Source organism: Polynucleobacter sp. MG-27-Goln-C1, assembly GCF_018881905.1.
Taxonomy (GTDB): domain Bacteria; phylum Pseudomonadota; class Gammaproteobacteria; order Burkholderiales; family Burkholderiaceae; genus Polynucleobacter.
Genome location: NZ_JACVPM010000001.1, coordinates 734,290 through 759,363, shown reverse-complemented (window position 1 = coordinate 759,363; position 25,074 = coordinate 734,290). Strand labels below are relative to the sequence as shown.

The 25,074-nt window shown below is 45.8% G+C and carries 24 protein-coding genes; 16 read left to right on the top strand and 8 right to left on the bottom strand.

Annotated features, from left to right (window positions below; all coding sequences use genetic code 11):
• Nucleotides 1–17: 17 nt before the first annotated feature.
• Nucleotides 18–1,139, bottom strand: a complete 1,122-nt coding sequence (locus ICN14_RS03905) for an AAA family ATPase (RefSeq protein WP_216224894.1) — start codon at nt 1,137–1,139, stop codon at nt 18–20.
• A 458-nt stretch (nt 1,140–1,597) separates the two neighbouring features.
• Between ICN14_RS03905 and ICN14_RS03900 the strand changes: the two genes are divergently transcribed.
• The 5 genes from ICN14_RS03900 to ICN14_RS03880 all read left to right on the top strand — a co-directional run bounded on the left by ICN14_RS03900 (nt 1,598) and on the right by ICN14_RS03880 (nt 6,014).
• Nucleotides 1,598–2,644 carry a phage major capsid protein gene (locus ICN14_RS03900; RefSeq protein WP_071461894.1) on the top strand — a complete coding sequence of 349 codons (1,047 nt, stop codon included), beginning with the start codon at nt 1,598–1,600 and terminating at the stop codon, nt 2,642–2,644.
• A gap of 10 nt (nt 2,645–2,654) precedes the next feature.
• A complete protein-coding gene (locus ICN14_RS03895; RefSeq protein ID WP_216224893.1) occupies nt 2,655–3,053 on the top strand; it encodes a hypothetical protein in 399 nt (132 codons plus the stop codon).
• A gap of 69 nt (nt 3,054–3,122) precedes the next feature.
• Nucleotides 3,123–3,758 (top strand): hypothetical protein, encoded by a 636-nt coding sequence (locus ICN14_RS03890; protein WP_216224892.1) that lies wholly within the window; start codon nt 3,123–3,125, stop codon nt 3,756–3,758.
• On the top strand, nt 3,758–4,129 hold the full coding sequence (locus tag ICN14_RS03885) for a M15 family metallopeptidase (protein WP_216224891.1): 372 nt from the start codon (nt 3,758–3,760) through the stop codon (nt 4,127–4,129). Before ICN14_RS03890 ends, ICN14_RS03885 begins: the two co-directional genes overlap by 1 nt.
• 145 nt (nt 4,130–4,274) lie before the next feature.
• On the top strand, nt 4,275–6,014 hold the full coding sequence (locus ICN14_RS03880; protein ID WP_370624811.1) for a reverse transcriptase domain-containing protein: 1,740 nt from the start codon (nt 4,275–4,277) through the stop codon (nt 6,012–6,014).
• Nucleotides 6,015–6,018: 4 nt separating this feature from the next.
• Here the strand turns inward: ICN14_RS03880 and ICN14_RS03875 are convergent, their stop codons facing one another.
• From ICN14_RS03875 to ICN14_RS03865, 3 genes are all read right to left on the bottom strand, one after another.
• Nucleotides 6,019–7,275 carry a site-specific integrase gene (locus tag ICN14_RS03875; protein WP_216224889.1) on the bottom strand — a complete coding sequence of 419 codons (1,257 nt, stop codon included), beginning with the start codon at nt 7,273–7,275 and terminating at the stop codon, nt 6,019–6,021.
• 934 nt (nt 7,276–8,209) lie between these two features.
• Complete coding sequence (locus ICN14_RS03870; protein ID WP_216224887.1) at nt 8,210–8,614, bottom strand: NYN domain-containing protein; 405 nt, start codon at nt 8,612–8,614, stop codon at nt 8,210–8,212.
• A 323-nt stretch (nt 8,615–8,937) separates the two neighbouring features.
• Nucleotides 8,938–9,519 (bottom strand): hypothetical protein, encoded by a 582-nt coding sequence (locus ICN14_RS03865; RefSeq protein ID WP_216224885.1) that lies wholly within the window; start codon nt 9,517–9,519, stop codon nt 8,938–8,940.
• 247 nt (nt 9,520–9,766) lie between these two features.
• Between ICN14_RS03865 and ICN14_RS03860 the strand changes: the two genes are divergently transcribed.
• The 5 genes from ICN14_RS03860 (at nt 9,767) to ICN14_RS03840 (ending at nt 14,996) form a co-directional block, all read left to right on the top strand.
• Complete coding sequence (locus ICN14_RS03860) at nt 9,767–10,150, top strand: DUF1924 domain-containing protein (RefSeq protein WP_216224882.1); 384 nt, start codon at nt 9,767–9,769, stop codon at nt 10,148–10,150.
• 6 nt (nt 10,151–10,156) lie between these two features.
• A complete protein-coding gene (locus ICN14_RS03855; RefSeq protein WP_255535943.1) occupies nt 10,157–10,624 on the top strand; it encodes a diheme cytochrome c in 468 nt (155 codons plus the stop codon).
• Nucleotides 10,621–11,295 carry a cytochrome b/b6 domain-containing protein gene (locus ICN14_RS03850; protein ID WP_216224881.1) on the top strand — a complete coding sequence of 225 codons (675 nt, stop codon included), beginning with the start codon at nt 10,621–10,623 and terminating at the stop codon, nt 11,293–11,295. Before ICN14_RS03855 ends, ICN14_RS03850 begins: the two co-directional genes overlap by 4 nt.
• Nucleotides 11,296–11,355: 60 nt before the next feature.
• A complete protein-coding gene (locus ICN14_RS03845) occupies nt 11,356–12,795 on the top strand; it encodes a sensor histidine kinase (protein ID WP_216224880.1) in 1,440 nt (479 codons plus the stop codon).
• Between the two features lie 98 nt (nt 12,796–12,893).
• Nucleotides 12,894–14,996 (top strand): alkyl/aryl-sulfatase, encoded by a 2,103-nt coding sequence (locus tag ICN14_RS03840; protein ID WP_216224879.1) that lies wholly within the window; start codon nt 12,894–12,896, stop codon nt 14,994–14,996.
• 70 nt (nt 14,997–15,066) lie between these two features.
• Here the strand turns inward: ICN14_RS03840 and ICN14_RS03835 are convergent, their stop codons facing one another.
• The gene (locus tag ICN14_RS03835) at nt 15,067–16,281 is read right to left on the bottom strand and encodes a CaiB/BaiF CoA-transferase family protein (RefSeq protein WP_255535942.1); all 1,215 of its coding nucleotides are present in this window, start codon (nt 16,279–16,281) and stop codon (nt 15,067–15,069) included.
• A gap of 80 nt (nt 16,282–16,361) precedes the next feature.
• On the opposite strand from ICN14_RS03835, the gene ICN14_RS03830 reads away from it, so the two are divergent.
• Together ICN14_RS03830 and ICN14_RS03825 are read left to right on the top strand one after the other, a co-directional pair.
• Entirely contained in the window at nt 16,362–17,360 is a 999-nt protein-coding gene (locus tag ICN14_RS03830) for a tripartite tricarboxylate transporter substrate binding protein (RefSeq protein ID WP_216224877.1), read from the top strand.
• A 72-nt stretch (nt 17,361–17,432) separates the two neighbouring features.
• A complete protein-coding gene (locus ICN14_RS03825) occupies nt 17,433–18,236 on the top strand; it encodes an enoyl-CoA hydratase/isomerase family protein (protein WP_216224876.1) in 804 nt (267 codons plus the stop codon).
• A gap of 28 nt (nt 18,237–18,264) precedes the next feature.
• On the opposite strand, the gene hemW is transcribed toward ICN14_RS03825, so the two are convergent.
• From hemW to rph, 3 genes are read right to left on the bottom strand one after another with little or no spacing between them, the layout of a single operon-like run.
• Entirely contained in the window at nt 18,265–19,449 is a 1,185-nt protein-coding gene (gene hemW, locus ICN14_RS03820; RefSeq protein ID WP_216863206.1) for a radical SAM family heme chaperone HemW, read from the bottom strand.
• A 7-nt stretch (nt 19,450–19,456) separates the two neighbouring features.
• Nucleotides 19,457–20,056 (bottom strand): RdgB/HAM1 family non-canonical purine NTP pyrophosphatase, encoded by a 600-nt coding sequence (rdgB, locus tag ICN14_RS03815; RefSeq protein WP_216224873.1) that lies wholly within the window; start codon nt 20,054–20,056, stop codon nt 19,457–19,459.
• 17 nt (nt 20,057–20,073) lie between these two features.
• Entirely contained in the window at nt 20,074–20,805 is a 732-nt protein-coding gene (rph, locus tag ICN14_RS03810) for a ribonuclease PH (protein ID WP_216182014.1), read from the bottom strand.
• A 32-nt stretch (nt 20,806–20,837) separates the two neighbouring features.
• Here rph and ICN14_RS03805 point away from each other — a divergent pair, with 32 nt between their 5' ends.
• The 4 genes from ICN14_RS03805 to ICN14_RS03790 are packed head-to-tail and all read left to right on the top strand — an operon-like array spanning nt 20,838 to nt 25,061.
• Nucleotides 20,838–21,779: a YicC/YloC family endoribonuclease gene (locus ICN14_RS03805; protein ID WP_216224871.1), complete on the top strand. Its 942-nt coding sequence runs from the start codon at nt 20,838–20,840 to the stop codon at nt 21,777–21,779.
• Between the two features lie 21 nt (nt 21,780–21,800).
• Complete coding sequence (gmk, locus tag ICN14_RS03800) at nt 21,801–22,451, top strand: guanylate kinase (RefSeq protein WP_216224870.1); 651 nt, start codon at nt 21,801–21,803, stop codon at nt 22,449–22,451.
• Between the two features lie 45 nt (nt 22,452–22,496).
• Nucleotides 22,497–22,700: a DNA-directed RNA polymerase subunit omega gene (gene rpoZ / locus ICN14_RS03795; RefSeq protein ID WP_011902918.1), complete on the top strand. Its 204-nt coding sequence runs from the start codon at nt 22,497–22,499 to the stop codon at nt 22,698–22,700.
• A gap of 15 nt (nt 22,701–22,715) precedes the next feature.
• Nucleotides 22,716–25,061, top strand: coding sequence for a bifunctional (p)ppGpp synthetase/guanosine-3',5'-bis(diphosphate) 3'-pyrophosphohydrolase (locus ICN14_RS03790; RefSeq protein ID WP_370624805.1), 2,346 nt, complete (start codon nt 22,716–22,718; stop codon nt 25,059–25,061).
• Nucleotides 25,062–25,074: the final 13 nt, after the last annotated feature.

The window sequence follows — 25,074 nt, the reverse complement described above, 5'->3', positions numbered from 1 at the left end:
TTCCTCCCTGATGATGTCTATTGAGTTGGACGTGCTCTTCTAATCGTATCTCTCGCTAGGCCCGTGATTTCTGAAATTGTGCGCTGGGACAGCTTTGTTTTATCAGCCAAAATAACAGCGAATGCCTTGCGTTGATCTTTGTCTAATTTCGGCACGCAAGTGCGAACAAAGTCCTCCACCAACTCATCAAGTCGGGACCTGCCAAGCGCCATGGCGCGTCTAAAGCGTTGCAATGTTCGCTCAATATCGCTAAATGAAGAGCCTTGGAATCCATAGGTAAGCACTTCCAACCATCTTTCCATGTAAGGCATTTCGTCGCCCGCGAAGCGTTCAATGGCTTTTTTAATCTGTTTTGCTTCTGGAAGCGTGAATTCCAATACAAGATCAAAGCGGCGCCAAAGTGCAGGGTCAATTAGTTCAGGATGATTGGTGGCTGCCAATAGGAGGCCGGAGGAGGGCCAATCATCTACTTCTTGCAGCATTACAGTAACCAGCCTTTTGAGTTCGCCAATGTCAGAGTCATCACTTCTTCGTTTTGCTATCGCATCGATTTCATCGAGAAGTAAGACTGAAGGGGTGCTCTTTGCGTAGTCAAGGGCTGCACGTAAATTGGCGCCAGTTTTACCTAGTAGGCTGCTCATAACTGTTGTTAAATCAAGAACTAGTAATGGCACATTTAATTGGGCGGCTAGCCACCGCGCCGTTAGCGTCTTTCCTACGCCTGGCGGCCCAAGAAAAAAAGCTGATTTAGTTGGACGTAAGCCGAGTTCGGATAGGCGCTGCACTTGTTGGCGCTCTTGTATTAACTGAAAGAAAGATTGCTCTAGATTTGCGCTCAATAAAGGGTGTAGCTGCTCTATTTGATCTTCATACCGCCTAAATAGCGATAGGCGTGACTCATCGTCAACGGGCAGGGGGGCTTGAGGCTTGGTGATGCTTTCTTTTCGTAGCAGTGGGCTGGAGCGAGCTGTACGTAGACTTTTAAGCAGATCTTCCAGTCGTTTAGCAAAGTCTGGGCTGTCAATCCGGTGCTTCCGAACCATCTTTGCAACAAATAGGCGCGCATCATCCTGTTGGCCGCCAATTGCCAGCCTCGCAATCTGGGCGAATTCTTCTGAAGATATAATTAAATCGTCCATTTATTTCATAACCTATTGTTTTATATGTATATTAGTAATCTAATAAATTGGTATGAATATTGTCTCATAGATTGAAATTCTTGAGGAAATTCAATGTTTCTAGTGTGCAATCCCCGCACTGAGGGAGCCTATTTCCGTCAAGGGCACCCCAAAGGGGTGGCTTGCGAACCCTTGACGGCCAGAGGTAAAGAAACGCTCTTTTATGCCCAAGGTGGCAGAAAGACACATTGGGCATAAAGACAACTCGCGAACAACAAAAACCCCAGAAATATTCAAACCCTACACAAACCGCCCCAATAATCAATTCATGTAGTGAGAGCTAAATACTCTAACTACTGCTTCAGACCAATGCGTTAAAGCTAGAGTCGCGCCTAGTAGCGTAGCAATGGATGGGTTCACGCTCCATCACCAGGTATTGAAGCCACCAATTTCTTAAATAACTATTGATGGGGTGGCATATGCCAATTTCAAATACAGACTTGCAAGAGCTAGCTAAGGTTTCCTTAGATGAGTACTTGCGCAATCTACCAGTCGACCAAATCGCGGTAGAGCGACCTTTCCTTAAAAAACTCATGGAAGGGCGCAAAAGCCTATTAGGCGCAAAACAGAACGTAGTCGAGAACATCCGTAAAGAGCATGGCAGTAACTTTAGCTGGGCGTTTGGAGAAGAGACGGTCAAGTTCAATAAACGTAATACAACCGAGCAAGCTTCCTTCCCATGGCGTAGAGCAGTCGATGGCCTCTATATTGACTATGACCGCCTATTTAGCAATGGCATCAAAGTGCGTGAAGGCGGGGCTCGAGGTTTTCAGCTCGAATACAACGAGCGTGTACAACTCATCAACCTCTTGGATGAGCAACTTGAAGTCTTGAGGGAGGGCTTTCTGAATAAGTTAGACCTAGAACTACACCGTGACGGCTCACACGGCGCAGATGCGGTAGTAGGTCTAGATAGTTTGGTGAGCTTAGCCCCTGATGCTGGCACTGTGGGTGGCATCGATCGAGCCAAAGCAAGCTACTGGCGTAACTATGCCGTCAAAGATATTGCCTCAACATCGCCAGGTAACTTAGTAGGTGAGATGGAGACCGCATGGCGCCAATGTATTAAACATGGCGGTAGCCCGGATTTCATCATCGCTGGTGGTAAGTTTATTGATACCTATCGCAAGCAAGTGACGGTGACCCATATCGCTGGATCAGGCGAGACCAAGTACATCGATGCAGGCGTAGGTGCTGGTGTTAACACTGGCTTAGCCTTCAAGGGGGTAGAGATCATTTGGGATCCCCAGTTTGATGAACTCGATGCCATGGCTAATCGTACGGTGGAGTGGAGTAAGCGTTGCTATTTCCTCAACACCCGCTTTATGAAGCTGCGTGATGATGACTTAGACATCGTTGCCCCAATACGTCCGCACGATACCTTGGCTATGTACGCCATGGTGAACTTACGTTGTGCTTTATCCATCTCAAGAGCTAATGCCCATGCGGTATTAGCTATTCAATAAGGAGGAAGACATGCAAAACAATCAAATAAGCCATAAGGAGCTAGTACATAGTGATTATCAAATACGAGAAGTAGAAGCAGTGGTGCGCAGGGATGCGTTCACAACCATCCATGTGCATGTACCGCCTTATGAGACCAACATCCTCCGAAACCTCTTTGGACGCGAGAACGTCACGGTATTTGAGAGACCCAATAAAACCACCATTACGCCAGAACAAGAGTACGACCGCCTCTGTGCAAAGTATGGCCATGAGGTCGTAGCCAAAGTCTTTGGTGAGGATGATGGTGATCGGCTAATGGAGATCGTAGAAGGCTTGATGAAAGAAGGTCAACTCCCAGCTCAAGAGAAGGCATTAGAAGGAACTCTTGCGCAAGAGCCATCAGAAACCAAAGGAGCCAAGAAACGCTAGCAGAAGGGAAGGCCACCGCTAGCAGCAGGTATTTGGGTGCGGCTGCGGGTGTTGAAGTAACCATGGTGTGTGGGCGCGCGTAACTGCGCCCCACTGCCAACACCAATTAAAAGCCTAGGCGGTAGTGGGGCGGTGGACTTCCATATTCCAAGCATCAAGAAAAGAACTTATTACATGCTTCCAATAATTACCTCTCTAGTACAAACCTTGGCCGTCAATGGCCTTGGCTTACTTGCGGGCGCGGTTCAAGCTAAGGGTAAGGAATTTATTGAGAGCAAGATTGGGGCGCGCATTCCAGATAACCCCAGTCAAGAAGATCTCATCAAGCTTAAACAGCTTGAGATCGAGCAAGAGCAGTTACTACTGCAATACACTCTTAAACAAAAAGAGCTCGAGATAGAAGAATCAAAGCTTCTAGCTGAGATGCATCGAGCCTCACAGGGCAACGCTACCAATCGCTGGCAATCCGATATGGGCAGTGACTCCAAGCTATCAAAGAATATTCGTCCAGGAACGCTGGTTTATATCCTCACAGCCTATCTATTATTTGCATTACTCTCGGCTATGGGTATTGATATCAATGAGGCCTATGTGAAGCTCCTCGGCGAATGGGGGCAGTTAGTCATGCTGGCCTACTTTGGCGGTAGATCAGTCGAGAAGATCTTTGAGATGCGTATGCATGGCTTAAATAAAAAAGAAGAGTAATGAGCGGTCTAGTAACGGAGCAAGCAGCATTTTTGATTGACGTCAGTAGGCTTATTCAGTTTGCGACGGCAGAAGGGTGGGTTATCACTGGAGGAGAGCTTTGGCGTTCACCGGAGCAGCAGGAAATCTACTTCAAAAGCGGTAGATCAAAAACTATGAATAGCAACCACTTAAGGCGCTGCGCAATTGATCTCAATTTTTTCTGGAATGGAAAGCTGGTCTGGGATAAAGAGCTCATCCGAACCGTTGGGGAATACTGGGAGAGCCTAAGTCCCAAGAATCGGTGGGGAGGGAATTTTAAGGGGTTTGTTGATGTGCCGCATTTTGAGAGGGTGGAGGTAGAATTAGGTGTCACCCCGAAAAAAACTTAATCTGGTCTACGTTAACGTGAACCTTGTAGGATAGTAACCCCGATTATGGCCGCTATAGTCTTACGTAATATTGCGCGCTAAATGTATTGGTAAAAGAGTTCGGGGTGACAATTTGCATAAATAAATATTGGGCACTTCATTGACTGTGAATTTTCATGAAATACTTATTCGTTGCGATGTTGACTATATGTCCAAGCATATTTTCTCCACGTCCTATGCTGATTTAGCCAAATTAATATACCCTTCCCCAAGATACAAAGCTTTTGTTATATCTAAGCGCGACGGAACGCCCAGGGTAATTGAAGAGCCTTTCAGAAAATTAAAACGATTACAGTACAAGCTTTTAGATTACCTATCTAGAAACTCTTCAACTCCCAAAGTCTGTGTTCATGGATTTATAAAGGAGCGAAGCATTCTTTCGAATGCACGGGTACACTGCAGCTCTAAAACGAGTTATCTGCTTAACGTTGATATTGAAAATTTTTTCCACAGCATCACTTTTTATCGAATAAGAGGTGTTTTTCAGGGTGAGCCTTATAACTTTTCTTACGAAATTTCAACGGTTCTAGCTCAGCTTTCAACTTTCAATGGGCGTTTACCTCAAGGAGCCCCAACATCACCTTTTCTATCCAATTTAATATGTCGCTCACTGGATGGAGAGTTGATGCGCTTGGCAAAATCCCATCGAGGCATGTATACAAGATATGCGGATGATTTAACCTTTTCTTTTTCAGCTCGCACCCCACTTGGATTACCAAAAAATATTTGTGAATTTGATGGTGGAAATTTACATATCGGCAATGAACTGCTTTCAATTATTGAGAAAAATAGTTTTAAATTGAATGAAAAGAAGAGTCGTATTAGCTCTCGAAAACACAGACTTGAGGTTACTGGGCTTACTATTAATGAATTCCCCAATGTGCGTCGTAATTATGTCGATCAAATTCGGGGCGCCATTCATGCCTGGGATGTGCATGGGTATGAGGCGGCTCAAAAGCGGTGGATAGAAAAAAATAATGTAGCAGTTAAGGTTCGTCAAACCAGGAATTTGTATGCCCCACAGCTTAAAAATTATTTGTGGGGTAAGTTGTTGCATCTAAAAATGATTCGTTCCAGAGGCGATCCCATCTACACACGATTGGCTGAAAAATATAATACTTTATGTGCGAAAGAAAGCGGCAAAGGATTCATTTTTGCCCCAAAACTTCCAATTGAACCCATAGTAAGAAATGCAAATGATATCGAGTCCGCCGTCTTTGTTTTGGAGTGGAGCGGAGATTACATATTGAATGAGGCTTCACCTGAGCATACTGAGGTTGTTGGTGCACAGGGTACTGCGTTTATATATAAGGATTTTGGTCTAATAACTTGTGACCACGTTCTTAGCTCGATGTTGCGGATAGGCGGAGTTGACGTTTCTGTAGACATTGATTCAGATAGGATTTTGAATAAGAAACTTTATGTTTGCAATCCTTTGTTGGCCAAAAGCTTACCGGTTCGAGTTATTCATCGGGACCGACATCTTGATCTCGCAGTCTTGGAGTTTGTTGATGGTGTGGTGGGAAATAGGTACTTTTCTAGCGCCGAAAGGCCAATATTGCGAAATGAGCAATGTACTTTAGTCGGCTTTCCAAATTGGACAGTGGGGCGGGGAGTTAACCTGTTGCCCGTGTCCGTCGTGATACGATTTTTTCGATCGTTATTTAATCGAATAGAAATTTCCGGCGCCATTAGAAAGGGGTATAGCGGTGGACCATTAATTGACTCATCCTTTAGGGTTATAGGGATTGCTCAAGAGGGGGCTACACAGGCGGATGGAAATGATGAGTGCCTATGCATAACGGAGGTTGATAAGTGGTTATCAGGACTTACGGTTCGTCCATAGTGCTTTATTTATCAAATTCGATGTATCTTCTCCAATCTTCCATTAATAAAATTCGTTTTTCTAACTGATCCTGCCTTCTATACGCCGCCTCAGACTTATTCTTAATAGTGTGAGCCAAAGCAAGCTCTACGGTCTCATTCGGATAGTCGGTAGTTTCTGCTGCCCAATCCCTAAATGTAGATCTAAAGCCATGTGGAACATATTGGCAGTATGCCGGCATTCTCTTCATGATGGCAATTAGAGACATATTGGACATATTCTCTTTGTTGTAACGCTTGCTTGGAAATAAGGATTCATTTACGCGATGTTTAGAGAGGTATTCAAATATCTCTAAGGCCCTCGAATTTAATGGCACGCGATGCGCCTTACCAGCTTTCATCCTTTCGGCAGGAATAGTCCAAACCTTATTTTCAACATCAAACTCATCCCATTTGGCATTAAGTACTTCACCCGTACGTGTAGACGTAAGAATTAAGAACTCAAGGGCAAGCACAGAGAATCCGCTCTTAGTTCGCAGCTCTCGCACGAACTCACCGATTTGTTGAAATGGCAGGGCGGGATGGTGACTCTTCTTCTGGATCTTGTTGGCTTTAGGTAAGAGATGGGCTAGGGCGCCTTTAAGGCGCGCTGGATTGTCTCCCTTGATGTATTCATGAGCTTTGCACCAATCAAGGATCACTTCAATTCGTTGTCGTACACGAGTAGCTGTTTCGGTGCGAACATTCCAGAAGGGGCCTTCAACTTCACCAGACTTCTTCTTGATTTCTTGTTCTAGAAGTTTGGCGATATGACCGGTATTGATTTGATCAACCCGCATCTTCCCAATTTTTGGATTAACAAAAGTAGCCATGGTGTTTACCCATTGATCAGCATGCTTCGCATTTTTCCATTCTGATCGTTTAGCTGCAATACAACGCTCTGCTGCAATTGAGAAGGTAATTCCATCCTCTGTGGCGGCTAGAGCTTCGGTCCGAACCCTATTGCGCTGATCTATCGGATCAACACCATCTAGAATTAATTTACGAAGCTCAAGCGTTTTCCGTCTAGCATCAGCAAGTGAGCGGACCTCAAGTGGGCCTAAACCCATATCTCTACGTTTAAATGAAGTAGGGCTGGTATAGCGAAATATCCAACTTCGCATGATTTTATTTACCCCCGTCATCACCTGAAGATACAGCCCTCTAGATTCTGAGTCGTGGTAAAAACCAGGCTCAGAGAGATTGGCAATACGACGTGCCGTAAGGCTAAATTTATTCGACATTCGGCATCCTAAACTCAAGCAAAAATTAACCCTTTTGAACTCATTTTTAATCAACATATTTTATTGAATCTCAATGGGTTACACGGGAGCATGGTTACATGGAAGCCATATTAATGATGGGTCTAATGATGGAGTTTGAACCCCCCTTTGTACCCACCATGAAAATAAAAAAAACTTAAAACAGATAAAAAAATCTTAAAAAGCACACCTTTTTTTAAGTGCTCGGCAGTCGCAACTCCCTTATGCGCTAACGATGATTTTTTCCCGTTTCTCACCCATCAGCAAGACATAGTCTCAGGTGGATTTAGGTGGTTTACATGGGAGTAGGGCTACCCTTTAAAGCCATATAATTCATGGGCTTATGGATAATGGTAGAGTTTATTGGAGGGGCAAAATCTAGACACCTCTTCCGCCATATATAAAAGCAGAGCCCCTATTTACGGGGCTCTTTTTTTTGGAGCTTTTTTGGCCACCGATCCACCCACTACCAAAACATTGCCTTGGAGACGTGGATACTGATACCGAAGATCATGCCTGGGATGCGACTAAGTATGGGTTGATACACATAAGAAGCGCTCAGCCAGTGGTTGGTATTCGACATTCAATCGAATGCAAAATGTTCTACTACCAGTGGATCGGTTTTTTGGCTGGCCTCTTTTTCGTGGACACCTGCTCAGGTAGTTGCGCAGCAATGAGCTCTTCATCATTTATATAAGACCGTGACCAGTGGGCAAGGTTTATCAGGCTGCTACTTGGAGGACGCCCCTTTTTGCCGCTACTTTGAGGGCCTCTGGGCATGATCATTCCAATCTTTAAAGCGGGAAAGTCTTCTATGAGCGCATTAATGACTGGTTCGGTATCGGTGTCGTTTGAAATGAGAACAACTTGATCCAAAGATCCTCTGTTGACATCTCGATACATCGACAATGCAAGATTAACATCCGTTTTTTTTCTCAACTAGACGCCATACCCGAACTGTATTACCTTTATCAAAGGGTTTGCCTTCAACATATAAAGGCATCCTGGTCCCATCCTTTTCATAAACGTGTGAACCAAGAACTTTCTCAAATTTATCTGGGTACTTGGCTTCGAGTGCTCGGTGATAGTCATTCTGAGCGCGCATCGATTCCTCTCCATGCCTGGAAAATTTTGGGAGTGCGGGCGCCGTAAAAAATTTCACGGAAATGATTTGCGAGTGTGGCTCTATGGACCGGGTAATTTGACTAAAAAGCGCTACTACATCAAGCCATTTGTATTGAGTATCGCGAAGACGTCCATAGTAGAGGTTATAACCATCGATATAGATAGCGGTTCTCAAGGCCTGCGACGTTTCTTGCATGTTTCCCTATAAGAATCGCTTTTAGAAATGAAAAAACCGCCCTAGAGCGGCTTTTTCGTCCCAGACCGGAGTCAACTAAATGACCTGGTTAGGGAGGAGTAGTAGTAGACAGTATACATATTTTTGGTTGAGGGAATAGTCCATATACAGAGCATTGGTACTAAATGGGCACCAATTGATGCTGGGAGCCTAATTAAATCCATTGGAATTATTTAAGTGAATTATTCGAGATAAGTCTGAGAACGACTCGCTTAAAATTAAAAAAACCCCAGCAATCACTTGCTGGGGTTTTGTCTTTCTAGTAGCTAGAAAGCGTTATTGCATTACTTCTTAGCAGCTGGTGCGCTTACTACTGCAGCAATAGCTTCTGTGTAAACCACTTTAACTTGGTCGTTTACAGCAATATCTTTCATCAAGTCAGGGTTCTGAACTTTAACTTTGAAGATGTTGCCTTGTGGGCCTTTTAAAGAAACGATGTTCTTAGTTGTATCAATCGCTTCAACACTGGCAGTAGCAGTAACAGTGTTAGTAGTGATCATGCCTGGCTTGTCGCCTTGTGGAGCAGTAGTCGTGCTAGTAGTAACTTGCTCGCTAGTTGTGCCTGGATTTTTTACTTTAACCAACTCAATAGCAACAGCGAGTTCGTAAACGACGTCAAAACGGTCACCAACTTTGATTTCAGCAAAGTTCTTTACTTCTGGACCAGCAACGATAGAAGTTTCACCGTCTTTATTTTTTAAAGTAACAGTGCGAGTAGCAGCATCAATCTTAGTTACTTCGCCGTCATAAATGAGGGCAGCTTCTTGAGCAGCTACACCAGCGATAGGTGCTTTTGGCTTAGTGAGGAAAAGGTATGCGCCAACTGCGATAGCAGCAATAACAATGGCAATGATGATTTTTTTCATAATGGTTTTGGTCCTTAAGTGGGTTAATGCACAGCCCTTCTAAAAAATTCATGGGCTAATTGGTAAAAGCTATTTATAGCAATTGTGATGATTGTATTACTCATATTAGTTATCGGAATGATTGCAGGTCTAAATCGACCCAATCCCCTTGAAATACTTGACTATTTTGCTTATCTATCAAAAAGCACTGTCATATCAAAGGCGCATACTAGTTATAGGGTATCAATGAAATTTATAAGGGGTAAATATGTTTTTGAAGTACTTTTCTGGAATGGTCTTGATGGTTCTGGCGCTTGCTGTCAGTGCCGCAACGCCATCTGATTTGCTGAAGTCCTATGAGGCTCAATCCGGTAAGGCATCGCCAGCTCGTGGAGAGCAGTTCTTTAATGCCAAACATGGCAAAGAGTGGAGCTGTGCCTCCTGCCATGAGAATCCCCCCAATCACGACACCAAACATATTGTTACTGGCAAGGTAATTAAGCCATTAGCACCTAGCGCCAATCCTGCGCGATTCACTGATGAAGCTAAAGCCGATAAGTGGTTTAAGAGTAATTGCAATGATGTACTTGGCAGGGACTGTAGCGCGCAAGAAAAAGCGGATGTCCTCTCCTGGTTAATGACAGTCAAATAAATCCCTATGAAAATCCACCACACGTTTTACCTTTCCCTTTGCTTATGTTTCTTCGCGTCTGCTAGCTTTGCCGCCAAGATGTCGATGCCTGCCGATGCACCAACTTCTTATGAGGCGGAGTGCGCAAGTTGCCATATGGCCTATCCGCCAGGACTATTAAGCGAGCAAAGCTGGAAAAATGTGATGTCTAGTCTCTCGAAACACTTTGGGACCGATGCCAGCGTGGATGCAAAGACTCAGGCTGAGATCACGAGCTGGTTAATTAAGAATGCTGCTACTCGTCAAAAATATAGCGAGACTGCCCCAGAAAATCGCATCACCAAAACATCTTGGTTTATTCGGAAGCATGATGAGGTGAGGCCGGATATCTGGAAGAGGGCGGGGGTTAAGAGTCCTGCTAACTGTGGAGCATGTCATATTGATGCCGCTAAGGGTGTCTTTAGCGAAAATAATATTAGGATCCCTGCGAAATGAATACATCTGTAAACGACACAATTGGTGCGACTGGGAAGTTGAGGCAATCCATTTTGGTGTGGGATATGCCAGTGAGAGTATTTCATTGGCTATTGGTAATTTGTTTTGCTGGCGCTTGGCTCACTTCAGAGAGCGAGCGCTTGGCCATGATTCACTATGCATTTGGCTATACCGCAGGCTTGCTTGTGCTCATTCGATTGGTGTGGGGTGTCATTGGTACCCGCTATGCCAGATTCAGCCAGTTTCTTAAAAGCCCTAAGGCAGTCATGGAGCATTTCATGGCGATGTTGCGAGGGCGCCCCCATCATGATGTTGGTCACAATCCAGCAGGTGGCTTAGTGATGTTTGTGCTGATGCTCCTGATTCTCTTGATCGGATTTACTGGTTACCTGACAGTTAAGGAATTCTTCGGTAATTTTGCATCTGAGATGCATGAAGCAGTTGCTAGCTTAGCTTTGGCTCTGGTGATTCTTCATATTTGCGCCGCTATTCTGATGAGCGTATTGGAGCGGCAAAATCTGGTGAAGTCCATGGTCAATGGGAAAAAGCTCGGAATGCCAGAGCAGGGCATTCGATATCCCCAGTACCTGATTGGATCTTTGATTTTTCTAGGTGCTATCTACTTCTTTTATCTAACCTTGAGTGGTGGCTTACCCAGCTTGACACAGTAAATGCCTCACCTGATGGGGATGTAGTTCCCAGGCATTGTTCCTCGTTGTACGATAGATAGCATGAAGCTCCTGATTGCCCTGTATTTCTTTATTCTGGCCACGATTCAGTTAGGCCTGCTATTGGGTCTTTATCACTATCACCGCTCTCAAGGCGAGCTCAGGCCAAATCAATACTGGATGAGTTCATTGATAGTGAATATCCTTGCCTTGCTTGTTTTTGGTGGTGGAATACTAGTGATTCAGGGCTTGCAAAAGCCTGAATTTAATTTCACTGTTGCTAATTCACTGTTTTATATTGCTGCCGTCTTTCAGCTCCTCTTTTGCAAATCCCTAATTAGTCCCATTAGCAAACGTTTTAAATATGGATTCGCACTCTCCGTCATTATTTTTGTGCCAACTTTTGAGTTTCTTCGTATTTACGGAAACTACGAAATTCGCACGACATTTATGTGTGTAATCTCTCTTATATTTTTCTCGTGGCAAATTGGGATGCTTAGGCGTAAAAGAAGTTCAGAGCCTTCACAGCAATTAATGTATTTGCAATATGCGACTGCAGTCGAACTGTTCTTTGCCTTGGGTCGTCTAGGGGTATTGGCCTCAAATGGTTTCACCATTAGTCAGGTAGAGCAAATCCCGCAACTGTTGATATTGCTGACTATTGGGCAGTTAGTTATTAATACACTCTCTTATATTGCCTTAGGTGGTTATTGGGCGGAAAGAGTCGCCTTGGCAAACGCAAAATCAAAAAGTGAGAATGAGGAAATTAAGGCACTCCTATCGGAGCGGGAGAGTTTGATATCTGGACTTCTAAAGGCTAATAAAACCGTTGCTACTGGAGCCTTATCAGCCTCGATTGCTCATGAGCTGAACCAACCCTTAGGCGCCTCTTTCTTAAATATTCAATTTTTGCAGAAGAAGCTTGCGGAGGGCAGTTTAAGTGTTGAGCAGAGCCAGGAGGTCTTATCGGCTTTGTTGTCAGACAATCAGAGAGCTGCAAATATTATTCGATCACTCAGATCAATCTTTTCAGATGGAAAGATTGGCGCCGAACAAGTAGAGCTTGGCGAGTTAATTGAATCCGTTCTCAAGATTACTAAACCTGAAATTCAGTCAAAAAATATCCAAGTTGTTCTAAGTCTCTCATCGAGCGTTTTGGTGAATGTCAATCGAACTGAGATTCAGCAAGTCCTTCTGAATTTAATTAACAATGCCATTCAAGCCCTTGCTGAATCGCCATCTACCGCAAAAACTTTGAAGATTGAAAGTCATGATGTTGTAGAAGGAGTTGAAATGCTGATTACCGATAATGGTTTGGGTATTCCGGTGGAAACTCAATCCCATCTATTTGAATTGCTTGCTGGCAGTAATAAAAAATCGGGCATGGGCTTGGGCTTATGGCTCTGCCAGCACATCATTGCTCGTCATGGTGGGAGCATTCGGTATGAGGATGCGCCGGGTAGCGGTGCGCAATTTGCCATCTTTTTACCCTCTATTCATTAGTTAAATATTAGCCCTAAGGCTAATTGCCCAAAGGTAACCCTCTCTTTAAATTCGTAAAGTAGCTGTTTTACTAATACTCGCAACACTTTAAGGCTTCTATGAAAACCCAACTTACGCTCATTGCAATCTCCATTGCACTCCTTTCTAGCAATTCTGCTTTAGCTGCTGGAGGCGGGGGAGTAGTTGCTGATCCAGGTGCAATGCAAGGCAAGCACTTTGACGCTAAGGGTAAGTCACCATCCACCTATACGGTAGAGTTACAAAACGGTTTGCGCAAAACCCTGCCGTTTGAAGATAAGCGTGACTTTGAAGAGGCTAAAAAAGGATTTATCGCTGCCCCTGCTTATAAGACCATCATGGCTGATGCAGGTAACGTTGCCTGGGATATGGGTAGTTACGAGTTCCTATTGCAGGGTAAAGACTTTGATAGCGTTCACCCATCCCTGCAACGCCAAGCGATTCTTAATATGGGTTATGGCCTCTATGAGGTTGTACCGGGAAAGATCTATCAAGTGCGTGGCTTTGACTTAGCCAATATTAGCTTCGTCAAAACCAATACTGGATGGATTGTGTTTGACCCATTAACGGCAAAAGAGACAGCTCGTGCAGCACTTGAGTTGGTGAACGAGAAGCTAGGAAAGCGTCCAGTGGTAGCGGTGGTGTATTCCCATTCCCATGGCGACCACTTCGGTGGTGTGCGCGGGGTCGTGGACGAGGCCGATGTAAAGAGTGGCAAAGTAAAAATAATCGCACCTGCGGGCTTTATGGATCATGCGATTGCTGAAAACGTCTATGCTGGTAATGCTATGACCCGTCGTATGTACTTCCAATATGGCGTGCTCCTGCCGCGCAGCCCATTTGGTCACGTAGACCAATCGATTGGTAAAAATACTGCAGCAGGTAACCTAGGCTTGATCGAGCCTAACGTCTACATCAATCAGCCGTTCGAAAAGATGACAGTAGATGGTGTTGAAATGGAGTTCCAAAATACACCGGGTACTGAAGCGCCTGCTGAAATGAATACCTATTTCCCGCAGTTCAAGGCTTTCTGGGCAGCAGAGAACATTACCGGAACGATTCACAACATTTACACATTGCGCGGCGCTTTAGTGCGCGACTCTTTGGCTTGGTCAAAGAATATTAATAATGCTTTGTATCGTTATGGCAATGAAAGTGAAGTGATGTTTGCGTCTCATACTTGGCCACGTTGGGGTAATGAACGTATTCAAGAGGTGATGCGCACTCAACGCGATAGTTATGCGCATTTACATAATGAAGTTCTGCATTTAGCTAACAATGGCGTCACCATTAATGAAATTCAGAACGTCTATAAACAACCTGAGAGCTTGAAAAAGCAATGGGCTGCGCACAGCTATCACGGTTCTGAAGAGCACAATAGCCGCGCGGTCATCAATCGCTATCTAGGTTATTGGGATGCAAATCCAGCAACTCTGGCTCCCTTATCTCCGAAAGATTCGGCTCCCTTATATGTTGAGATGATGGGTGGTTCTGCCAAGATCATGGCCAAAGGTAAGCAGCTCTATCAGCAGGGTAAATACCGTGAGGCGATGGAGATTGTGAATAAGCTTGTATATGCCCAGCCAAATAACACCGCTGCAAAAGATTTATTGGCAGATATTTTTGAGCAGATTGGCTATCAAAAAGAAAGTCCAAGTATGCGCAATAGTTTCTTGGGCGCGGCTTATGAGCTTCGTCATGGCATGCCCTCAGGCGCTTCTCCAAAGTCAAATGGTCCTGACATGATCAAAGGCATGACAACTGAGCTTTGGCTCAATGCGCTGGCAATCAGTATGGATAGCAAAAAAGCGGCGGATATGAAATTCACTATCAACCTTGTTACCCCAGACAATGGTGAGAAGTTTGTAGTGGAGATGAGTAACTCTGCTTTGACCAATATCAAAGGTCAGCAGGCAAAAAATCCAAACCTGACTGTTACATTAAATCGCAGCGATCTTGAGCAGGTCATGGGTGGTCAAACAACATTTGATAAATTGCAGGCTGAAGGTAAGGTTAAGTTTGACGGTGATCGCAAAGTATTTGAACAGTTGCGAGGCACTTTGACTGTCTTTACCCCAGACTTTGAATTAATGCCTGGTACAAAGTCTAAAAAGGCTGCACCTGTTAAGCCCAATAGAGATCCATTCGAGGCGCAGGAGTTGGCTATTACAGCTGGTGAGTAAGTAAATTACCTGCAAAGAAAAAGGACTCTACGGAGTCCTTTTTCTTTGCACGGAAACTGAGAATTTTCCTCTAGGGATTAAAGGCCCCGCCTTCTTCTAATGCCTTGAGTTCAGCGCCGGCGATACCTAATTCCTGAAGCACCTCATCAGTGTGCTCACCAAGCAAAGGAGGGTGGCGAGATACTTGTTGTGGTGTACCCATCATCTTGACTGCAAAGCCAATATTGGGAACCTTGCCCTCGATTGGATGATCAATCTCCATGCGCATCTTCCGGTACTGACCATGCTCGCTATCAAAAGCTTCGGGGTAGGTATTGATTGGCCCAGCCGGGATACCTGCCGCCAAGAGGAGATCAACCCATTCATCACTAGTTTTGGTAACGAAGGTCTTTTCAAGTTCGCTTGCCAACATTAAGCGATTGGCTAAGCGAAGTGGATTGGTGATAAACAGCGGATCTTCAAATAATTCTGGGCGACCAATCTTGTCGCAGAGGAGTTTCCAGAGCTTTTGATTGGTGGCTCCCATTACAAAGTAACCATCAGAGGCTTTCATGGCCTGATAGGGGGCGCTCATGTGATTGGCTGTACCAAGTTTGTATGGCTCAACACCTGTGCCCCAATATTGCGCTGTATCCCATATGGAGAAAGCCAAGGCGGAATCAAATAGGGATGCATCAATAAATTGACCTTCGCCGGATTTGGTTTTACCAATATAGGCTGACAAAATTCCATAGACTGCGAAGAGGGCGCAACCAATATCGGCTACTGGAACACCCGCTTTTACAGGAGGACCATCCGGATAGCCTGTCACGCTCATGACGCCAGACATCGCTTGTGCCATCAAATCAAAACCAGGGCGATCTGCCCATGGACCCGTTTGCCCAAATCCAGAGATGCTGGCATAGACCAACCCTGGATTAATCTCTTTTAATGAGTGGTAATCAATGCCCAGTTTTTTCATGACACCTGGGCGATAGTTTTCAACCAAAATATCCGCAGTTTTAACCAGCTCAAAAAATACCTTTTTTCCAGCTTCAGTTTTGAGGTTGAGCGTCACGCTGCGCTTATTGCGATTCATATTCAGAAAGCCCATGCTGTCTGAACCTTTCATCTTGAATCCCATTGCGCCACGAGTCTGGTCTCCAGTACCAGGAGGTTCGATTTTGATGACATCAGCACCCAAGTCCGCAAGCAACATGCAGCAGTAGGGTCCGGCCATTACTTGACTCACGTCAAGAACTCGGACGCCAGCCAGGGGTAAAGGCTTGCCGGTAGGTGTTTTCATCATTGTCTCAATTGTTTTTATATGTTTATATTGATCTGCTAAATACTAGCCTTGAATATAAAACAAAAAATGGAGACCGTATGACCAATCAATCCCCTAAAAGGATTTTGCGTAGATTCGCTTTTTTGGCCCTAGGTATTTGTAGTGCCTTGCCATTTTCTGCGAGCGCGCAACAGGCCTTCCCAACTAAACCTATTCGTTTAATTGTCGGATTTGCTCCTGGTGGCGGTACCGATATTGTGGCTCGCGCTATCTCTCCAAAGATGGGCGAGATTTTGGGTCAAAGCGTCATCATTGAAAATAAATCTGGTGCTGCGGGAACTATTGGCGCAGACCTCGTTGCTAAATCCAATCCAGATGGCTACACATTATTGATGGGGCATTCCAACTCCAATGCAATCTCGCCTTATGTTCTGAAGAACGTTCCTTACAACCCAGCAACAGACTTTACGCCAATCACCTATTTGGGTTATGTGCCAAACGTCTTGGTTGTTAAATCTACACTTCCAGTGAACTCGGTAGCGCAATTAATTTCTTTGGCCAAGCAGAATCCAGGTCAGATGACTTATGGCTCATCCGGTATTGGTAGTACGCAGCATCTCGCTGGTGCCCTGTTCTCCAAGATTGCTGGTGTAGAAATGAATCACGTGCCTTACAAGGGGAGTGGTCAAGCGATTGTGGACTTACTAGGTGGTCAAATCACTATGAACTTTGATACCTTGCCACCCAATTTGCAGCAAATTAAGCAGGGTAACTTGAAGGCATTAGCAATTTCAACACCAAAGCGTTTGGCACTACTACCAAACGTACCTACATTTAACGAGGTAGGCATCGTTGGATTTGATGTGACTAATTGGTACTCCGTAATGGGGCCAAAAGGCATGGATCCAGCTGTAGTCAATAAGATTGACCAAGCAGTTAAAGCAGCTACGAATGATCCAGAGATTAAGAAAACTTTGGATGCTCAGGGTCTACAGCCTGAAGGCCCAACAACACCAGCTGCTTTCAGCTTGTTCTTGGCGGGTGAGTTGGCAAAGTATCAGCGCTTGGTAAAGAGTCTGAACATCAAGTCTGAATAATTTCTAGAATCGGCTTATTCAGTTATAGTATTTACAGACCCTCTCTCTTGAATGAGGGGGGGTTTTTATTTCATGACAGCAGAAAATAACTCCACTCCAGAACGTATTGCTGAAGTTCGCTTAGAGCTTCGCAATCATATTGCGTACATCACTTTTGATCACGTTGCTGCTCGTAATGCAATGACAGTAGGGATGTATCAGAGCCTGAAATCCATTTGTGAAGATTTAGCCAAGAACTCTAAGGCCAAAGTTGCTATCTTGCGTGGTGCTGGTGGGAAGTCTTTTGTCTCTGGAAGTGATATCGCTCAGTTCTCTAGCTTTACTTCTGGTGAGGACGGGATTTCGTATGAAGAGGGTATCGATCAATATTTAGCTCCCCTGGCAACATTGCCTATCCCGACGATTGCGGTGATTGATGGCATGGCAGTCGGTGGGGGCCTAGCAATCGCCAGTTGTTGTGATTTCAGGATCTCTTCATCAGATGCTCGCTTTGGAGTTCCGATTGCAAAGACACTCGGCAATTGCCTATCTGCCGGTAACGTTGCTTGGCTCGTTACGCATCTAGGCATCAATATCGTTAAGCGTATGTTGTTATTGGCCGAGCTAGTTACTGCGCCTGAGTTGCTTAAACAAGGTTATCTCTTGGCGACTTATCCAGCTGAGAATCTTGAGGCTGAGGCTAATCAATTGGCTGAGCGCTTAATAAAATTAGCGCCCATTACACAAAAATCGACCAAGTTGACTTTAGCTAGATTGATTAAAAATAATTTACCAGACTGCAGCGATCTCATTCGGGAATGCTATGGCAGTGAAGATTTTAAGAATGGTGTTTCTGCATTCTTGGATGGCCAGCCACCTGTCTGGGCTGGAAAGTAACCCTGGCCCGCAAACACAATCTTTAGACTTATAAGAACATCTCTTGCAGATTGTTGAGATAGCGCAAACCTTGTTCAGTGGCCTTGAGTTTGTTTGGATTGGGATCTAACAAACCTTTCTTACTAGCTTCTTCCAATCCTTTTGAAACCACGTTCAGTGGCAAGCCAGTACGCTCGCTAAAGGTAACGGTATCCACGCCGTCCGTCAGGCGCAATGTATTGAGCATGAATTCAAATGGAAGATCTTTAGCTGGAATCTCTCTTGCTTCAATTAGGGCATTGCCTTTATTTTCCATTGCCTGCATATAGGTTTCTGGATGACGCTCTCGCACTTGGCGGGTGATTTTGTCTGGGAAGGAAATCTTTCCGTGTGCACCTGCGCCAATCCCAATGTAATCCCCAAAGCGCCAGTAGTTGAGATTGTGTTTGCACTCCTGATCTTTTTTAGCATAAGCAGATACCTCATAGCGCCGATAACCTGCTGCTTCTAATAGTGCCAAGTTCTGTTCAAAGATTGCATCAATCTCATCTTCATTTGGAAGCTTCGGAGGAAAGTTCGCAAAGTAAGTATTGGGCTCTAGTGTGAGGTTGTAAAAGGATAGGTGTGGAGTCTTAAACGAGAGGGCGGTTTCAATATCCGCTTTAGCAGCTTCCAAAGTTTGGTTCGGTAAACCGAACATCAAATCCAGATTGACAGATTTAAAGTGCTGCAAGGCAATCGCAATCGCGCGCTTGGCTTCTTCACCGTTATGAATGCGTCCCAAGGCCTTGAGCTGCTGATCCTGAAAACTCTGAATACCTAAAGAGACTCGATTGATACCTGCTTTAGCAAAGCCAGCAAACTTTTCTGCTTCGACTGAACCGGGATTAGCTTCCATGGTGATTTCACAATCAGGCTCTAAGTTCACACGTGCTCGAATGGCTGAGAGGAGTTCATTCATGCCATTAGCGGACATCAAGCTTGGAGTGCCACCACCAATAAAGATGCTATGTACTTGACGACCCCAGGTACGAGGTAATTCTGTCTCAAGATCAGCAATGAGGGCGTTGATATAGCGCGCCTCATCAAATCCTTGAGAAACTTTCCCACCTTCGGCCGTATCTTTAATTTGATGCGAGTTGAAGTCGCAGTAAGGGCACTTCTTTTCACACCACGGAAAGTGAATATACAAAGATAGCGGAGGAAGGGCGGTGAGTTTTGGCTGTGTCGCCAAAACCGGATTAAGCGGATTGAGCACGGCTTTGAAGTTCGGCGATCAGTTCGCGCAATGCTTGGCCACGATGGCTGATGAGATTTTTCTCGGAAGGCTCTAGTTCAGCAGCGGTAGTCCCTATTTCAGGTAAAAAGAAGTGGGGGTCATAACCAAAACCATGGCTGCCTTTGGCGTCATCAATGATTTGGCCATACCAGCGGGTTTGCACAATCAGCGGCTCTGGATCATTAGCGCTATTGACCATGACGAGTGCGCAGACATAATGCGCTCCACGATCCGCTTTACCTTGTAATGATGCAATCAGCTTTTGATTATTAGCCGCACTGTCTCCATCAAGACCTGCATAACGAGCTGAGTAGACTCCTGGAGCGCCATCTAATGCATGAGCACAAATTCCTGAGTCATCGGCAAGTGCGGGTAAGCCACTGGCAGCGCTGGCATGACGTGCCTTAGCCAGCGCGTTCTCAACAAAGGTATGGTGCGGCTCTTCTGCCGATGGAATGCCTAACTCGCCTTGAGGGATAACCTGAAAGCGAAAAGGCGCCAAGAGTTCCTGAAACTCCCGAACCTTACCGGCATTGTTAGAGGCGAGAACGAGTTTTTGCACCATCTACCTTTAATCTTTTATTTAAACGCTTCTTTTTGTAGTTGAGTTAAATCCGCAATGCCTTGTTCTGCTAAATCGAGTAGTGCATTTAATTCAGTGCGGGAAAAGGCAGCGCCTTCAGCGGTACCTTGCACTTCAATCATGCCGCCTTTACCTGTCATAACGACATTCATATCGGTATCGCAAGAAGAATCTTCCGGGTAATCTAAATCAAGTACAGGGACGCCTTGATAGATGCCAACAGAAATCGCTGCAACACTATCAATAATCGGATCGGCTTTAAGTGCACCACTTTGCAAGAGGGTATTAATTGCATCGCGCGCTGCTACATAGGCGCCAGTAATCGATGCGGTTCTTGTTCCGCCATCAGCCTGTAAGACATCGCAATCTAAATGAATAGTTCTTTCACCCAAGACTTTTAGATCAAAGACGCTGCGCATCGCGCGACCGATCAAGCGCTGAATCTCTTGTGTGCGTCCAGATTGTTTGCCGCGAGCCGCTTCACGATCGCTACGGGTATGGGTGGAGCGGGGGAGCATGCCGTATTCAGCAGTAACCCAACCTTCGCCAGAGCCTTTTTTATGCGGCGGCACTTTTTCCAGAACGCTGGCCGTACAGAGCACCTTGGTGTCACCAAAGGCAATCAGGACTGAGCCTTCCGCATGCTTGGTAAAGGCGCGGCTGATGCTCACAGGGCGTAATTCAGTGGGGGTGCGGCCACTAGGGCGGGTGATGTTGTGCTGAGTCATGGGCTGTGGTCCTAAAGATCTACAATGTCCATATGATATCGAGCATGACTGGTTATGGCAGCGCTTCTCGCCAAGTCTCCCTAGGAGCTGGCGTTGTAGCTGATCTGCAAGTGGAATGTCGGGCTGTTAACAGCCGCTTTCTGGATTTGGGCTTTCGTCTTCCGGACGAGTGTCGCGGGGCTGAGCCTGCCTTACGAGAGATGGCTACCCAAAGCCTTTCTCGGGGTAAGGTCGAGTTTCGGGCTGCCTGGCGTGTTAATTCGGGTGCTGCTGGGGCTGCTAAAGCTAACCCCCATGCCTTAGGCGCCTTAAACAAAGATCGCCTAGATGCTCTCTACACCCTTCAGGAACATGCTCAAGTCGCGTTTCCGAATGCTGAAGCATTACGTATCGCTGATATTTTGCGCTGGCCCGGAATTGTTTCTGAGCCCAGAGGCGAAGAAGAAGGCTGGATTGCTGCCACAGTAGAAGCAGGTCGTGCTGCTTTAGCCGCCCTCATGGATAGTCGCCATGCAGAAGGTAAAGCCTTGGTTACGGTACTTACCAACATCACTGCCAAGATGCGTGAGATTGTTAAGGTGATTGAGCCTAAGGTTCCTGTCTATGTCGCCCAGTATCAAGAGAAGCTGACTGAGCGTCTGGCGGAAGCATTGGCTGCTCAAGAGCAAGGCAAAGGTAGCAGTGGATCTGGTACTGAGTTGATGGAGCGTATTCGTCAAGAAGTTGTGCTCTATGCAGTTCGTATTGATGTCGCGGAAGAGTTTGCACGCCTAAAGACCCATCTGCAGGTAGTAGACACTGCGCTTGCAGGCAAAGGACCAGTAGGTAAGCGTTTGGATTTCTTGATGCAGGAGTTGAACCGTGAAGCCAATACCTTAAGCTCCAAATCGGTTTCAGAGGAATGCACACAAGCTGCTTTAGAGCTTAAGCTCTTGATTGAGCAGATGCGTGAGCAAGTACAAAATTTAGAGTAACTGATATTCACACAAATTATTATGGCCAGTCCCAAACCTAAAGCTAACTTATCCCCTGCCTACCAAGGCAGCATGTTGATGATTGTTGCCCCATCAGGCGCTGGCAAATCTTCTTTGGTGAATGCTTTATTGCAAGAAGATGCAGCACTCAAACTTTCTCTTTCAACTACAACGCGTGCACCAAGGCCGGGTGAGGTTGATGGCAAGGACTATCGCTTTATCAAAAGAGAAGAATTTATAGTTGAACGCGACCAAGGTAATTTCTTGGAGCATGCAGAAGTGCACGGTAATTTTTACGGCACTTCCAAAGCTTGGATCGAAACCCAGATGAAAACCGGGCGCGATGTCATGTTAGAGATCGACTGGCAGGGTGCTCAGCAGATTCGCCAAATCATTCCGGAAGTGCAGTGGATCTTTATCTTCCCACCATCGTTTGAGGCTCTAGAAGAGCGCTTGCGCAAACGAGGGCAGGATGACGAGGCAACCATTCAGAGAAGGTTAGCTGCAGCCCATTTAGAGCTTCAGCATGCCCATGAGGCGGATTTCATTGTTATCAATGACGATTTTGAGCAAGCATTAATTGATTTACGCCACGTGGTTGCAGCCAGCCGCCTGCGCTCAGGGCCGATTATGGCTCGCAACCCTGCGCTTTTAAGGCGTCTTGGGGTCTAATCAGTTATCCTATAGGTATTGAAGCTAAATTTAAGTGAGTTCAGCATGGCCCGTATTACTGTAGAAGATTGTCTAAAAACTATTCCAAATCGTTTTGAGCTGGTATTGGCCGCGACTTATCGCGCACGTCAATTGGTTCAAGGTCACTCCCCACGTGTTGAGTCCAGAGATAAAGCAACTGTTGTTGCGTTGCGTGAAGTTGCTGCTGGTGTAACTGACCGTGACATGTTGACCAAAGTACCTTTGTAATTCAGGGGTTCCGTTGTGGAGCTCCCCTTAGGCGACCCAAACACTTCGGAATCCAAAGGTCAGGTCTCGCCTAAAGAGACTGCTAAGAGCGATAAGTCTTCCATCATCGCCACCTTGTTGGCTCAGTCGAGCCGACATTTATTTGGCCCCACCTCTGCGCCAACATTACCTTTAAAGCATCAAGTTGTTTCTATTGATGGCCTCATTTCTAAATTAGGCTATCTCAAGTCTGATGAGGTTAATCTCATTAAGCAGGCCTTTCATTTTGCTGATGCTGCTCACCTTGGTCAGTACCGGCATAGTGGCGAGCCTTACATTACCCATCCCGTAGCAGTAGCTGAACTCTGCGCCACTTGGCGTTTAGATGCTTCCTCCATCATGGCGGCCTTATTGCATGATGTGATTGAAGATACGGGTTGTACTCAAGCAGACCTAGTTGGTAAGTTTGGTAGCAAAGTAGCAGAGCTCGTTGAGGGACTAACCAAGCTCGATAAGTTGGAATTCCAAAGCCATGCCGAGGCGCAGGCTGAAAGCTTCCGCAAGATGTTTATGGCGATGGCGCGAGATGTGCGCGTCATTTTGGTGAAGTTGGCTGATCGTACGCACAATATGCGGACGCTGGATGCTGTCCCAATGGAGAAGCGTCGCAGGGTAGCCGCTGAAACGATTGAGATCTACGCCCCCATCGCACACCGTCTCGGCCTGAACATTATTTATCGCGACTTACAAGATTTGAGTTTCCGTTACTCCATGCCAATGCGCTTCAGAGTCATTGAGGGTGCAGTGAAGCGGGCGCGTGGTAATCGCAAAGAAATGGTCGAGAAGATTTTGCAGAATGCGCGGATGGCATTTGCAAAAGCCAATCTCGGAGTTGATCTGCAAGGCCGAGAAAAAACCCTCTTCAGTATTTACAGCAAAATGCGCAGCAAGCATTTGAGTTTTTCTCAGGTGCTAGATGTCTATGCATTCAGGGTCACGGTACATTCGATTGACGAGTGCTATCGCGCTCTCGGAATTTTGCATGCACTCTATAAACCAATGCCTGGTAAGTTTAAGGATTACATTGCGATTCCTAAGCTCAATGGCTATCAATCGCTGCACACCACACTATTAGGTCCATCCGGTGTGCCGGTAGAGTTTCAGATTCGTACGAGTGATATGCACGCAGTTGCTGAGGCAGGCGTTGCTGCACACTGGGCTTATAAGGATGGCACTCCAGATATGAGCGAGGTGCAAAACCGCGCGCATCAATGGTTGCAATCTTTGATTGATATCCAGGATAGCAGTGGAGATTCGCAAGAATTCTTAGAGCACGTCAAGATTGATTTGTTCCCGGATGCGGTTTATGTCTTTACACCGAAGGGTCAGATCAGAGCTTTGCCGCGTGGCGCCACTGCCTTGGACTTCGCATACTCCATCCATAGTGATTTAGGTAATACCTGTGTAGCCGTGAAGATCAACGGCATGCAATTACCTCTGCGTAGCGAATTAAAAAATAGCGACATTGTCGAGGTTGTGACTTCATCTAACTCTCAGCCTAATCCCGGCTGGTTAGCATTTGTAAGAACTGGTAAAGCGCGTGCCTCCATTCGCCATTCACTCAAGACCAAACACTACGCTGAGTCTCTGCAATTGGGCGAGCGTCTCTTAGCTAATGCTTTGAGACAGCAGGGCGTTGATGCTGGACTGCTATCCCCAGAGATCTGGGAAAAGTTATTGCATTGGACTGGCGATAAAACGCGTGAAGAAGCCTGTGTCAATATTGCTTTGGGTCGTCGATCCGCTCAGGAGTTGGCAATTCGTTTGAAGATTTTGATTGATGATGAGGGCGGCGCAGAGCAAATGCGCTTGGGCGCGGCAGACTGGGTATCTCCTCAACAAGAAATTGCCTCGCACCATCATCAGCGTCAGGCTATCTTGGTCGATGGACGCGAAGGTAACTCAATTAGTTTCCAAACGTGCTGTCATCCGATTCCGGGAGACAATATTATTGGTTACCTCGGAAAGGGTGAAGGCCTACAGGTCCACACTAATGACTGCCCAGTAGCCCTCAGAATGCTCTCCAAGGATAGTGATAAGTGGGTAGAGGTTGAGTGGGGCAAAGAGGTTAATCGAGAATTTGAAGTTGATCTCGCAATCGATACGCGCCAAGGTAAAGGTGTATTGGCTAGAGTGGCCAGTAGTGTGACTGCTGCTGACTCCAACATCATGAACGTGTCGATGGATGATCGCTACAAAGAAGATGCCGTCACTATTCGCTTTACGATCCAAGTATCAGATCGCTTGCACCTTTCCAAGGTGATGCGTAGCTTGCGCACCAATCATGATGTGATGCGCGTGACCCGGGTGCGGGTCGGCTAAATTCCTTTCAGTG